Annotated in this window: 10 protein-coding genes; 2 read left to right on the forward strand and 8 right to left on the reverse strand. The window is 46.6% G+C overall.

The features are described 5' to 3' along the window. Nucleotides 1–14: 14 nt before the first annotated feature. Nucleotides 15–3,923, reverse strand: a complete 3,909-nt coding sequence (purL, locus tag ACVA54_RS15205; protein ID WP_446581165.1) for a phosphoribosylformylglycinamidine synthase — start codon at nucleotides 3,921–3,923, stop codon at nucleotides 15–17. A 299-nt stretch (nucleotides 3,924–4,222) separates the two neighbouring features. Here purL and mltF point away from each other — a divergent pair, with 299 nt between their 5' ends. Beyond that, nucleotides 4,223–5,800 (forward strand): membrane-bound lytic murein transglycosylase MltF, encoded by a 1,578-nt coding sequence (mltF, locus tag ACVA54_RS15210; protein ID WP_099081109.1) that lies wholly within the window; start codon nucleotides 4,223–4,225, stop codon nucleotides 5,798–5,800. Between the two features lie 466 nt (nucleotides 5,801–6,266). On the opposite strand, the gene tadA is transcribed toward mltF, so the two are convergent. From tadA to ACVA54_RS15240, 6 genes are all read right to left on the reverse strand, one after another. Beyond that, on the reverse strand, nucleotides 6,267–6,800 hold the full coding sequence (gene tadA, locus ACVA54_RS15215) for a tRNA adenosine(34) deaminase TadA (protein WP_099081111.1): 534 nt from the start codon (nucleotides 6,798–6,800) through the stop codon (nucleotides 6,267–6,269). A gap of 152 nt (nucleotides 6,801–6,952) precedes the next feature. Further along, the gene (locus tag ACVA54_RS15220; RefSeq protein ID WP_099081112.1) at nucleotides 6,953–8,512 is read right to left on the reverse strand and encodes an AbgT family transporter; all 1,560 of its coding nucleotides are present in this window, start codon (nucleotides 8,510–8,512) and stop codon (nucleotides 6,953–6,955) included. A gap of 292 nt (nucleotides 8,513–8,804) precedes the next feature. Then, complete coding sequence (locus ACVA54_RS15225) at nucleotides 8,805–9,215, reverse strand: type IV pilus modification PilV family protein (RefSeq protein WP_099081114.1); 411 nt, start codon at nucleotides 9,213–9,215, stop codon at nucleotides 8,805–8,807. Beyond that, complete coding sequence (locus ACVA54_RS15230; protein ID WP_446640170.1) at nucleotides 9,190–10,446, reverse strand: hypothetical protein; 1,257 nt, start codon at nucleotides 10,444–10,446, stop codon at nucleotides 9,190–9,192. The genes ACVA54_RS15225 and ACVA54_RS15230 overlap by 26 nt, the downstream gene beginning before the upstream one ends. After that, nucleotides 10,446–11,072, reverse strand: coding sequence for a PilW family protein (locus tag ACVA54_RS15235; protein WP_099081116.1), 627 nt, complete (start codon nucleotides 11,070–11,072; stop codon nucleotides 10,446–10,448). Before ACVA54_RS15235 ends, ACVA54_RS15230 begins: the two co-directional genes overlap by 1 nt. 11 nt (nucleotides 11,073–11,083) lie before the next feature. Continuing rightward, nucleotides 11,084–11,599, reverse strand: a complete 516-nt coding sequence (locus ACVA54_RS15240) for a GspH/FimT family pseudopilin (protein WP_182852597.1) — start codon at nucleotides 11,597–11,599, stop codon at nucleotides 11,084–11,086. Nucleotides 11,600–11,702: 103 nt separating this feature from the next. Here ACVA54_RS15240 and ACVA54_RS15245 point away from each other — a divergent pair, with 103 nt between their 5' ends. Continuing rightward, nucleotides 11,703–12,137, forward strand: coding sequence for a type IV pilin protein (locus tag ACVA54_RS15245; protein ID WP_099081118.1), 435 nt, complete (start codon nucleotides 11,703–11,705; stop codon nucleotides 12,135–12,137). 87 nt (nucleotides 12,138–12,224) lie between these two features. On the opposite strand, the gene dnaJ is transcribed toward ACVA54_RS15245, so the two are convergent. Beyond that, nucleotides 12,225–13,373, reverse strand: coding sequence for a molecular chaperone DnaJ (dnaJ, locus tag ACVA54_RS15250; protein ID WP_099081119.1), 1,149 nt, complete (start codon nucleotides 13,371–13,373; stop codon nucleotides 12,225–12,227). Between the last annotated feature and the right edge of the window lie 216 nt (nucleotides 13,374–13,589).

Below are 13,589 nucleotides of genomic sequence, written 5' to 3' on the forward strand. Positions count from 1 at the left end.
ATGGATTAGCTGGATTAACCGATGTTCTTACGTGCGTTTTGGAACATACGCATCCAAGCACCGTTCTCGCCCCAACCTTCTGGCGACCATGAGTTAGCCACGGTGCGGAATACACGCTCAGGGTGCGGCATCATGATAGTCACGCGACCATCTTGAGTCGTTAGACCCGTAATCGCGTTTGGCGAACCATTCGGGTTGTTCGGGTATTGTTGCGTCTGGTTACCGTGGTTGTCCACGTAACGAACAGCAACCGTACCAGAGGCTTCAATCGCCGCTAGGTGGTCTGCATCACGCACTTCTACACGACCTTCACCGTGTGATACGGCAATTGGCATACGAGAACCCGCCATACCATCGAAGAATACTGAGTCTGACTTCTGAACTTCTACGAGACTGAAACGTGCTTCGAAGCGCTCTGATTCGTTGCGAACAAAACGCGGCCATAGGTCAGCGCCAGGAATCAGCTCTTTTAGGTTCGATAGCATCTGACAGCCGTTACACACACCTAGAGAGAAAGTGTTGTCACGGTTGAAGAAGGTTTGGAACTGCTCACGAGCTTGCACGTTGAATAGAATAGACTTCGCCCAGCCTTCCCCTGCACCAAGTACGTCACCGTAAGAGAAGCCACCACAAGCAACTAAACCTTGGTATTCATCCAGAACGGTTTGACCCGTTAGGATGTCACTCATATGGATATCCGTTGCTTCAAAGCCAGCTCGGTCAAAGGCTGCTGCCATTTCAACGTGAGAGTTAACGCCCTGCTCACGTAGGATTGCCATCTTAGGCTTAGCACCTGTGTTGATCATCGAAGCGGCAATGTATGGCGCGGCGATGTCTTCATTCACGTCAAAGCTTAACTTCACGTTCAGACCTGGGTCCGAGTTGTCTTTCTTCGCTTCAAACTCTTGGTCAGCACATGCTGGGTTGTCACGTAGACCTTGCATCTTATGTGTGGTTTCAGCCCAAATAGTACGTAGCTCAGTACGAGAACGCTCAAGCAGAACTGCATCACCCGATGTGATAACAAAATCATCGGATTCTTCTACACGACCAATCACGTGTGAACACGCTTCAAGCCCATATACCGCAAGCGTAGAGAGAACCAAATCAAGATCATCATTCTTAACTTGTACAACCGCGCCAAGTTCTTCGTTAAATAGTGCCGCTAACGTATCGTCGCCAAGATCTTGAATATTCGCTTTTACACCGCAGTGACCAGCAAACGCCATTTCTGCTAGCGTGACCAATAGGCCACCATCGCCTTTATCGTGGTAAGCCACTAGCTTGTCATCACGAACTAGCGTTTGCATCGCATCGAAGAAGCCTTTTAGTTGCTCCGCATTATCTACGTCAGCAGGCTTGTCGCCAAGTTGCTTGTAAACTTGTGCTAGTGCCGTTGCACCTAGACGGTTCTTACCGTTACCTAAATCGACAAGAACGAGAGATGAGTCGCCTTTGTCGAGACGCAGCTGAGGCGTCACTGTCTTGCGAATATCTTCCACACGACCAAATGCAGTAATAACAAGCGATAATGGCGAAATGACTTCTTTGTTCTCGCCGTTCTCCTCCCACTTTGTCTTCATCGACATTGAGTCTTTACCAACAGGGATAGTCAAACCAAGCGCAGGACACAATTCTTCACCTACCGCTTTTACCGCTTCGTATAGACCTGCATCTTCACCTGGGTGGCCGGCTGGGGACATCCAGTTAGCCGACAGTTTAATGCGTTTAATATCACCGATGTCTGTCGCTGCAATGTTAGTGAGTGATTCACCTACCGCGAGACGTGCTGACGCACCGAAGTCTAGCAGTGCCACTGGCGTGCGCTCACCCATCGACATCGCTTCGCCGTGGTAAGTGTCGTAACTTGCTGCAGTGACTGCACAGTTTGCTACTGGCACCTGCCAAGGGCCCACCATTTGGTCGCGAGCAACCAGACCCGTTACCGTGCGGTCACCGATGGTGATAAGGAATGTTTTTTCAGCCACAGTTGGAAGGCGAAGTACGCGATCTACGGCTTCATTAAGTTCGATACCGTCACGAACCATCGCTGGGCTTTCCACTTTGAGTGTTGTCGCTTCGCGGTGCATTTTTGGCGGCTTGCCAAGTAGGATATCCATTGGCATATCGATTGGCGTATTGTCGAAGTGCGAATCTTCAAGCGTTAGGTGACGCTCTTCTGTTGCTACACCCACTACTGCATACGGAGCGCGCTCTCGCTTACAAATTGCTTCAAACGCCGCCATGTTCTCTGGTGCCACTGCAAGTACGTAACGCTCTTGAGATTCGTTACACCAGATTTCTAGAGGGCTCATGCCCGGCTCATCGTTTGGTACATCACGCAGTTGGAATTTACCACCGCGCTCACCATCATCGACAAGCTCTGGTAGTGCGTTAGAGATACCGCCCGCACCTACGTCGTGGATGAATGCGATTGGGTTCTCTTCACCAAGCTGCCAACAACGGTCAATCACTTCTTGACAACGACGTTCCATCTCTGGGTTTTCACGCTGCACTGAAGCGAAATCGAGATCTTCCGCTGATTGACCTGACGCCATTGAAGAAGCAGCACCGCCACCAAGACCGATGTTCATTGCAGGGCCGCCCAGTACGATTAGGCTCGCACCGACTGGGATCTCTTTCTTCTGTACGTGCTCATCTCGGATGTTACCCATGCCACCAGCAATCATGATTGGCTTGTGGTAACCACGAACTTCTTCACCTGCGTGTGAGGTGACTTTTTCTTCGTAAGTACGGAAGTAACCCAGTAGATTTGGGCGACCAAACTCGTTGTTAAACGCCGCACCACCTAATGGACCTTCCAGCATGATGTCTAATGCATTAACGATACGACCAGGCTTACCGAAGTCGGTTTCCCATGGCTGTTCAAAGCCAGGAATGCGTAGGTTAGACGTCGTGAAACCAACCAGACCGGCTTTGGGCTTACCACCGATACCTGTCGCGCCTTCGTCACGAATCTCACCACCAGAACCTGTAGAGGCGCCTGGCCACGGAGAAATTGCGGTTGGGTGGTTGTGCGTTTCTACCTTCATCAAGATGTGTGCATCTTCGTGATGGTAGTTGTATTGACGTGTTTTTGGATCAGGGAAGAAACGACCGACTTTTGAGCCAGCCATGACCGCTGCGTTGTCTTTATAAGCGGAAAGTACGTGGTCAGGTGTCGTTTCAAAGGTATTCTTGATCATCTTAAACAGAGACTTAGGTTGATCAACACCGTCGATCGTCCAATCTGCGTTAAAGATTTTGTGACGACAGTGTTCTGAGTTCGCCTGTGCAAACATCATCAATTCGATGTCGTTCGGGTTACGACCAAGCTTAGTAAAGCTTTCTACCAAGTAATCAATTTCATCTTCGGCTAGCGCCAAACCTAGGGAAACGTTTGCTTCTTCAAGCGCAAGACGACCGCCAGAAAGGATATCAACGTGTGCCACTGGAGCCGGCTCTGCAACCGTAAATAGTGCTGATGCTGCTTCTAGCTCAGTGAACACGACTTCCATCATACGGTCATGGATAAGCGCTTTTACATCAGCGACTTGAGCCTCAGAAAGAGAAGATGATGTTTCGACATAATACGCTGTACCGCGCTCAAGACGTTTTACGCTGTCTAGACCACAGTTAATGGCGATGTCAGTAGATTTAGAAGACCAAGGCGAAATCGTGCCCGGGCGAGGAGTAACAAGAAGTAAAAGACCTTGTGGCTCATGTTCTTCGATCGTTGGGCCGTAAGTCAGCAACTTTTCCAGTTTTTCTAAATCTTGGTCATTAAGATCAGACTTTAGATCCGCAAAGTGCATAAACTCAGCGTAAATGCCCGTTACAGGCAGATCTTGTTCACGACACAGTTCCAGTAGCTTATTAACACGAAACTCAGAAAGAGCTGGGGAGCCACGCAAAATTCTCATGTGCTTAGGTCTCTTATTGCAAGTGATTAAGGTGATATTGGAATAAATTCAGTGGGTTAAAAAACAAAACTTCGAACCTATGCCGATTTCACCTCTTCGTTGCGAGCGCATTATATAGCAATTGTTTTTGTGATGTAACACCAAAAGCAACCGTTTGCGTTTTTTTTATGTCAAATTTGAATTACAGCAGAAATGTCGATAAATCAGACAATGTCGCACTCTATCTGTCTGATTCTCTTTGCCCCACCAGCGCGCTTTGATATAAAGGCACTAGAAATTTATCGAGACGTACCGAATTAATGCAAATAAGTCAGCTCAACCGATTCAAGCGCAGCGCCCTGCTTTTCGCTTCTGTGCTTTTACTTTCTGCCTGCCAGATTGAGTCGGAACCCAAAAATGAATTCGAGCAAATCCAAGAGCGTGGAGTCCTACGTGTTGGCACGCTAAATAATCAACTCTCCTACTATATTGGCCCTGATGGTCCAGCGGGCTTGGACTACGAACTGGCTCGCAAGTTTGCTGAGCAACTCGGTGTAAAACTGGAGATCAAACCCGCATTCCGCCAAGCTGAGCTTTTCCCTGCACTAAAAAAAGGCGATATCGATATCATCGCGACAGGTCTCAACCAAACATCTCAAGCGGTACAACGATTCCGTCCTGGCCCGGCTTACTACTATGTCAGTCAACAAGTGGTGTATAAGAAAGGTCAGCTTCGCCCACGCCATATCCATCAGTTGATCGACTACCAATCGACCAAGGACAACAATTCCGAAGAAGACTCAACCACTGGTGTTGAAACCCTTAAGATTATTGAGCAATCTCAATACGTTCCGACACTTACCTCACTACAGAAAGCACACCCGGATCTGCAATTTGAGATCGTCGGTAATGCCGATACCCGAGACCTACTCAAACAGGTATCCACTGGCGAACTGCGCTTCACCGTCACAGACTCCGTCGAACTGTCCTTAGCGCAACGTTTGTACCCTGATTTGGCGCTCGCGTTTGAACTGACTGAAGACCAACCCGTGTCTTGGTTTACTCGTCGCTCTGAAGATGAAAGCTTGTACGCTATGTTGATCGAGTTTTTCGGCAACATTAAACAATCTGGTGAGCTAGCGACACTAGAAGAGAAGTACATTGGTCATATTGAAGCCTTCGATTACGTCGACACTCGTGCCTTTATTCGTGCTTTGGATAATACTCTGCCGAAATGGGCCCCGCTGTTTCAAAAATACGGTGAAGAGTTTGACTGGCGCTTGATTGCTGCATTGGCATACCAAGAGTCACACTGGAAGCCTAAAGCGAAGTCGCCAACTGGTGTGCGTGGCATGATGATGCTAACCCTACCAACAGCGAAAAGTGTCGGTGTGACCGATCGTCTCGACCCAGAGCAATCGGTACGTGGTGGTGTGGAATACCTGCGTCAGATTGTAAATCGTGTTCCAGATAGCATTAATGAACATGAGAAAATTTGGTTTGCGCTGGCATCTTATAACGTGGGTTACGGCCATATGATGGATGCGCGACGCCTAACCAAGACACAAGGCGGCGATCCCAATGCGTGGGCCGATGTGAAAGAGCGGCTGCCTTTACTTCGTCAAAAACGTTTCTACAGCCAAACTCGTTACGGTTACGCCCGGGGTGACGAAGCACGTAATTATGTCGAGAATATTCGTCGTTACTACCAGTCAATCATTGGCCATGTAAGCCAAAAACCTTCAATTGAAGAAGGCACTGACGACTTGCAAGTGATCCCACCTCTTAATCCTGATCTGTTAATGTCAAGTGCCGTGGATACCTTCGCGGGTCAAGTATCAGGAGCGGAGGAAACAAAAGCAGAGTCCGAAGAAAAGCTCAAATCCGTTCCAGAATAAACCTTTCAAAAATAGCGAGCATTTTGCTCGCTATTTTTTTGTTGAGTCCACGATAGAAACTTTCTAGAATTCGACCTTTCGAGCTCATTTCCCCTGTATAACTATTTAGCCATAGTACTAAATACCGGAATGAGAAGCTCAATTGGTCACCCTCTACCCGCTCTGACGTCACCCTCATCCATGTGCGTGCATCACAAGAATGTCATCTATTGGTCATGAATCGGGCGCTGCGTAATGTGAGTGTCGGAGAGTGTGTTCGTTGTCTGTAAGAGGTTCTGGTTATGAGAAAACGCAGAGTTCTGTCAAAACGTTTAAATAAGACCGTGGCGGCAAACCGCCGTAAGCGCAAGCTCACGTGTATGAAAAAGAAAATCAATGCGCGTACCCGGGTTTTCATTCACCTAGTGAATCTGTGATAACTTGAAGTAAACCTCTATCCGTTAGAGGTTTACTAGCATTCCTTTCTCTATTCATCGTTCAATTGTGGCCCATTCTCCAACGCATTTTGCATTTGTTTCTTTGCTTTGATTTCTTTTCGACGACGTTTAAAAAACGCTTGCAACTGAGTTCGGCACTCTTCTTCCAGTAACCCGCTTTCTACCGTCGCATAATGATAAGCCGCTTGGCTTTCAAACAGGTTCAGTACGGTTCCAGCTGCGCCCGCTTTGAGATCCGGTGCACCATACACCACACGCTTAACTCGACTGTGCAGCAACGCACCCGCACACATAGGGCACGGCTCTAACGTCACGTACAACGTGGTATCAAGTAAGCGATAATTTTGTAACGTCTCACCAGCTTTACGTAATGTCTGAATCTCAGCATGTGCAGTCGCATCATGGGCACAAATAGAACGATTCCAGCCCTCCGCAATGATCTCACCATCTTTAACTAAAACAGCGCCAACAGGTACCTCCCCCTCCGCTTCAGCTTGCTCAGCAAGCGCCATAGCCCGGCGCATAAACAATTCATCTTGAGAAGTAAAAGAAAGGTCAGACAAAGGAACTCCAGAGAAAATAACGATTCATCGAACAAAGATAGTATCACTAACTTCTGTGTTGCTACAGAAGAAGCCATCGTCATTTTCAGGGTGATAAAAGCAAAAAAAGCGCAGGCCCCTCGACCTGCGCTTTTCAATTTGTTGGATAGCAATTACATCGTGTAAGTGTAAGGTGCTTGAATACCTAGAGGAATGCCTAGCATCCAGTAAGCCACTAGGAAAATAGACCAACCAATCAGCATTGCAATCGAGAATGGCATCATTAGAGACGCTAGTGTACCGATACCTGTCGACTTCACGTAACGTTGACAGTAAACCACCACTAGAGGGAAGAATACCATCAGAGGTGAAATGATGTTCGATACAGAGTCACCGACACGGTATGCCGCTTGAGATAGCTCAGGAGAAATACCTACCGCCATTAGCATTGGCACTAGGATTGGACCAATTAGTGCCCACTTCGCTGATGCAGAACCAATTAGCAGGTTCACAGAAGCCGTTAGAAGAATCATACCGATGATAGTCGCTTCACCTGGTAAATTCATCGCTTTCAGACCTTCCGCACCGTATAGCGCTAGCATCGTACCGATGTTTGATTGCGCGAATGCAGATAGGAACTGTGCACAGAAGAACGACATAACAATGTACGCACCCATTGTAGACATGGTATCTGCCATCGCTTTGATGATGTCGTTGCTTGTCTTAAACGTACCAGAAACTTTACCGTATACGTAACCTGGAATGATGAATAGGATGAAGATCAACGGAACGATAGATCGCATTACAGGCGCAGAAAACGCAGTGATCTCACCTTCCGGTGAACGCAGTGCAGAGTTTTCTGGGATAAGCGCAACAACAAGTAGTGCGATACCTGCCATCATTGCCCAACCAGCGTAACGGAACGCTTTAGACTCAAGCTCAGTGAAAGTACCTAGATCTGGTGCTTTCTCTGCATCTTCGTCAACTGGCGTATTCGCTAGACGAGGTTCGATGATTTTTTCTGTTACGTACCAACCGATAGCAACGATGATTACTGAAGATAGACCTGTAAAGAAGATGTTTGCTAGTGGGTTGACTACGTACTCAGGATCAAGAATCTGTGCCGCTGTTTGTGTAAAACCTGCAAGTAGCGGATCGATACCTGAAGGGATGAAGTTTGCAGAGAACCCCCCTGATACACCTGCGAACGCTGCTGCGATACCCGCTAGAGGGTGACGACCTGCTGCGTGGAAGATAATACCACCTAGAGGAATAACCAGAACGTAGCCCGCATCCGCCGCCGTGTGCGATACGATTGCGACAAGAATTAGCATTGGAGTAAGAAGTTTTGCTGGTGTGAAGTTCAGCATCTTCTTAAGACCTGTGGTGATGAAGCCAGAAGAATCGGCAACACCAACACCGAGCATCGCTACAAGAACGATACCTAGTGGCGCAAAGCCAGTGAACGTCGTCACCATGTTAGCAAGGAAATTTGCTAGAGCTTCACCGGTTAGAAGGTTAGTGATAGTAAGAGCTTCGCCAGTTCGAGGGTTTAAAAGGTCGAAAGAAACATTCGACAAAAGTGCAGACGCAGCCCAAGTAATGATTAGTGCCCAGAAGAACAGAATCGCAGGATCAGGGATTTTGTTACCTGCTCGCTCGATAAAGTTCAGGAAACGGTCCATCCCGCTCGGCTTTGGTGACGGTGTTTTATTGACAGCTTGGTTACTCATGGTAACTCCATTATGAATGATGTTGGTGCCATGGCCTATTTGAATAATTATAACGGCCTATTTTCAACTGGGCATTTTATTCAATCATGACAAAGAAAGCACAAGGTTCTACGATTTTTTCCATATTTGGAGACATATTTTGCAAAAACGCCATATCAATTAAACATAAAAAATACAGTAGCACACCATCAAAATTAACAGTTCGCAAACCCATTATTAACCAGTACATTTATCGATAAAAATCACCAATGATTACGACAAAAATCATTTACTAACCAGTCATTCCCTCAGGTTAGTTTATAAATTCACTGTATCGAGAGATCATTGTTTTCAATTCAACCGATTGCGTCTCTCCCGTTCGGTCTTGCCAGCTTGATGTGATGGTAATGGTTTTTAACGAGCCTGAGACTGTCGCCGCAGGCACATCCCATTGCACAGTATAGCTACCAATAACAGAAGATCCTGTCGAGATGGAAGCAAAACTAGCGGTAGAAATCGTTGAGAGCGCAGCGGATGCCCCGCGGGTACGAAACCACTCAAGTTGATTTTCCGCTAAACGCAACGCCTCCATACTTTGGATGGCATAATCAGACTTGCGTTCCATGTAAATTTGCAATTTCGTTAACCCCAAAGCCCCAACGCCAAGCAGAAGAAAAGAAATCAATATTTCGATTAGGCTAAAGCCCTGCTGTTTGGAGATCATTCCAAGATCCCTTTTTCCATTGAACTTTCTTGTGATCATTTGGTACAGATGCCGAATCAAACTCTAGATTAACCGCCGCGCCAAAAACACTTAAGCCTCCTACGGTATCAAAAACATATCCGCCAACCGGTTTAAATGATCCTCCAGAAAAAAATGTTAGCTTTGCTTTTTCCGTAGCAGAAAGAATCCCTATGTGGGCAGTACCAGAAACTTCAGATGTCCATCTTGATGTCATATCACCGACCGATGAAGTGAAAAGGTGATAGACAGTCCCAGGAAAAGAGCCTGAGCCGAAAACCGACAATAACCCATTTTCGACTACAAGAAGTTTTGGTCTTGCTGTTGCACTAACACCAAGACCACTCTCAAGATCACAATCACCTACAACCCAAACTGCATCGCTCGTTGCAAAAGCCGCAGTGATTTTATCAGCACAGGTTTGTGTTGCCCCCGAGTTGCTTGCCACACTACCGTCAATGACCACAAAACCATTTTTAACCTCCGTTAGCTGATCTCTAGGATAGCCAAAGAATGCTTCAAATGGATCGAGCTTAGAGTCATGAATAAAATCATGCTCAAACATCTTTTCATCACCAATATAATCTGCATCATCACCGGTGACTTTCACTTGATAGTCGTTTATACCACCAGAATCATCACAATTGGGATCTCCTAAAACACATAACCCTGCACGAGCAGTGTTGGTCATGTGAGTTGAACTGCACATTTTTCCTAAAGGGTTCGTCGTAACAAAAGTTCCCTCCATCGCCACTGAGGTCATAAATTGAACAGATACACACGTATCAGGGGCGACAAATTCAGGGGTAAAAAGATAAGAACCCATTAATTTCAAATCAGAGCGTGCTTGAATAGCCCCGGTGGGCCTGCCAATAACTTCAATACTTTTTAACACCTTAGCTCGGTTATTTACGCTCGAAGATAACTCATAAAACTTAGGGTCTATCAATGACTGAGTTGCAATAACAGTACTTTGTGAACAGTTAGAGTAGTCTTGCAAATTAGGTGCTACTGATAAATCAGCTTTATTTATTGCATAAGCACACTCTAATCCCCCTTCCGCGCGCCAATGCTCTTGCCTAGCTTCAATCTGATTATTGGCTCTCTTGATTTGATAAAAGAGCGATTTATAACTGCCGAGTGACATCATCAGTGCAGCGACAAGCAATACACTGACAACCAATAATGCTGCAGCACCTTGTTGTGTTCTCATTACTGCCAGTTCCTTTGCTTCACCGTAAACGACTGCTCTGTATTTACACCTGTAGCCCCTACTAGCTCCGTTCCCAATGTAATCGTCACCAACGCACTTTCAGCCTGAGTATTTTTCAACGTTTCTTCAGCAAGATCAAACCGGTTAACGTGGATCGTTTTCTTATCAAAAAGCCTGTTACATGAGCCAGTACCAGACAACGCGATTACTTCACTAACATCCCATATCAACGCTTGCTTTCTTTCACAAACAAATAGTGATTCCGGCGTGATGCTCCTCTGCTCATAAACCACGCTCTTATAGAGCGGTGCAGCACCAGAAAAACCTACATGATAAGCGTAAGCGACCAGCCCTCTATCGCTGTCATTAATGGTGTAAATCGTATTGCTTGCACCCGAGATTTTGACTGAATTACCGCCCTTGCCATCAAATCCAGCTCGCTGAATATCACTTCTTAACATCTGTAACACGCTCATGGTATTTTGTAATAACATCAACTCCTTAGCTCTCTCCATCGCCATTTTCTGCCCACCGATATAAAGAGAACCAACGATGGCGAGAGACACAAGCCCCAGAGAAGATGCAATCATAAATTCAACAAGACTCGCGCCTTTCTGATTAAACATGTTCCTCCCCCTTAGGAGCACGTTGAATAACCGAAGAACTCGGTATTGTTGTTATCGCTACACACTCGGACACGAGCAGACAAAGTGTGAGTGATTAGCTTTAGCGCTTTAGAAGATTCACCAACGGGGTAAAAGCGAATGTTGCCGGAAGACGGGCGGCCATGAACATCGTCAAAGCTGATTTGATCGGACGCATAGCTAGGATCGACGACAATATCGCTGTATGGCTCTCCCGAAAACGACAATAAAACCGTACCCGCCCCCTCAGCTCCGTTATCCGTGAGTTCAATTCGCCAATCACCGTTACTTGATGAACCTCCTGACATAATGACATGTGCCCAAAGCCTTTCACGGCGCAAAACCGCTTTCGATTTCCCTAGAATAACAAAACCATGCAGCTCACTCGCTAAGCGCTGCATTTTGTTGGTTTCAAGAATATTTTGAAAAGAGGGTGCTGCCGCAGTCAACAAAACACTCACCACTGCAATGGTGATCAGAAGCTCTAACAACGTAAACCCGCGAAGCATTTCCCAAATTCCTATGTAAACGGCAAGAGGGCCGTAATTCATCTTGCGCTGATGCTATCACCTAAGAAAAATAGGCGAGTAAGTGAAAAGGAAACTACTCGTCATGATTCGAATATCTGGTTGCAACGGATACAACAGACAACTTAAAGGGATGACATTGATCGAATTACTGCTCGCTGTGGTGATTATTGGGATCATTGCAGCGGTCGCCTATCCGTCTTACACAAAGCACACACTGAAGTCACATCGGATTGTGGCCTTAAGTGATCTTAGCCGTATTCAACTGATGCTAGAGAGTTCTTATAACGGTGATTATGACTGGAGTGGGATCATCTCTGGAGGGAGCTGCACGATTTGCGATTCCGATACAGACCGCTTCTCATTTTCTGTAACAAGCTCTGCAACAGCAGCTTACACAATTGCGGCTACGGCTAAATCTGATCGTGGACAAGATAGCGACAGCTGCTTTACTGGCCAAGACAAAAAAATAACGATCACTTCAACCAATATTGAATCGCCAAGCGATTGTTGGAACTAAAATGTCGTTGCTTAAATAGATAAACCAATAAACATAAAAAAGCCCACATAACTGCGGGCTTCTTATTAAATTCAACTTAGTCAGCAATTAGCTAGTTAGGTCATCAAAGAACTTCTTTACGCCATTGAAAAAGCCTTCTGACTTCGGCTTATGCTTAGTTGCCGCATCACCACCACAAGACTCTTCAAATTCACGTAGCAGTTCTTTTTGACGAGAACTTAGGTTCACTGGCGTTTCTACCACTAGCTTGACGATCAAATCGCCTACACCGCCACTGCGGACACCTTTCACGCCTTTACCGCGCATACGGAACATACGACCTGTTTGCGTTTCTGTTGGCACTTTCAGGTTCACACGGCCATCTAGTGTCGGAACTTCTACTTCACCACCTAATGCCGCCATTGCAAAGCTCACAGGAACTTCACAGTACAGGTTATTGCCGTCACGCTCAAAGATATGGTGCTCTTTCACGTGAACTTGTACATACAAATCACCGGCTGGTGCGCCCATTTCCCCAGCTTCGCCTTCGCCAGACAGACGAATACGGTCACCCGTATCCACACCCGCAGGGATCTTAACGTTAAGTGTTTTGGTTTTATGCTTGCGGCCTTGACCATGACATTCATTACATGGGTCTTTGATGATCTTTCCTTTACCATGACAGGTAGGACAGGTCTGCTGTACAGCAAAGAAACCTTGGCGCATCTGTACTTGACCGTGGCCATGACAGGTACCACACGTCTCAGCGGTTGAGCCCTTCTTCGCGCCGCTACCATCACAAGTATCACAATGAACCAACGTTGGTACTTCGATCTCTTTAGATACCCCACGAACGGCTTCTTCTAAAGACAGTTCCATGTTGTAACGTAGGTCCGCACCACGCTGAGCTCGCTGCTGACCACCGCCACGACGGCCACCACCAAAAATATCACCAAATACATCGCCGAAGATATCGCCGAAGTCAGCGCTGCCGCCACCAAAGCCGCCACCGCCGAAGCCGCCACCACCCTGTTCAAAAGCCGCATGACCATATTGATCATAAGCCGCTTTCTTTTGCGGGCTGGTCAGAACTTCGTACGCTTCTTTTACTTCTTTAAACTTATCCGCAGCAGAATCATCACCCTGATTACGGTCTGGGTGGTATTTCATCGCTAGACGCTTGTACGCCTTTTTGATATCGCGCTCAGAGGCATCACGGCTTACGCCTAATACTTCGTAAAAATCACGTTTTGACATGTTCTTCGTCACCAATTAATTACTGCAAACGGCATCGATTCACCGCTTGGTGTTTGTATCATTCTAGGTAAGTGCACTTATCGCAAAATACTTAACTAGAAAGACAGTATTGACAAACAGACGGGCGTAAGAGTTACCCCAAACGCCCGCATATACAAGTCTTATCGACACTAGGCGACCTAGACAGCCTAGTTAACAAGGTTTATTTCTTGTCGT

It is taken from the genome of Vibrio sp. PNB23_22_6 (assembly GCF_052877535.1).